This window comes from Shewanella sp. S1-58-MNA-CIBAN-0166 (assembly GCF_040310085.1).
Lineage (GTDB): Bacteria > Pseudomonadota > Gammaproteobacteria > Enterobacterales > Shewanellaceae > Shewanella.
On record NZ_JBEOPN010000156.1, the window covers coordinates 1 to 262 of the forward strand.

Consider the following 262-nt stretch of genomic DNA (forward strand, 5'->3'; position numbering starts at 1 on the left):
GTGGCTAGGTGAGCAAAAAAACTTACCTAGTTTTGATGTGTTTGCAACGCCTACCTTGAGCATAAAAGGGCAATGGTTAACCCCAGGGTTAATAGATTGTCACACGCATTTAGTGTTTGCAGGCTCTAGAGCAGAGGAGTTTGAGCAGCGCTTACAAGGGGTGAGTTATGAGCAAATTGCTGCCCAAGGCGGCGGTATAACTAGTACAGTTAAAGCCACCCGTGCTGCTGATCATGAGCAGTTATTTGTAGCCGCCAAAGAC

At 46.9% G+C, this 262-nt stretch carries 1 pseudogene; it reads left to right on the forward strand.

The window, feature by feature from the left end:
* Window positions 1-262: pseudogene (locus AAEY99_RS21510) on the forward strand (imidazolonepropionase); the annotation flags it as partial.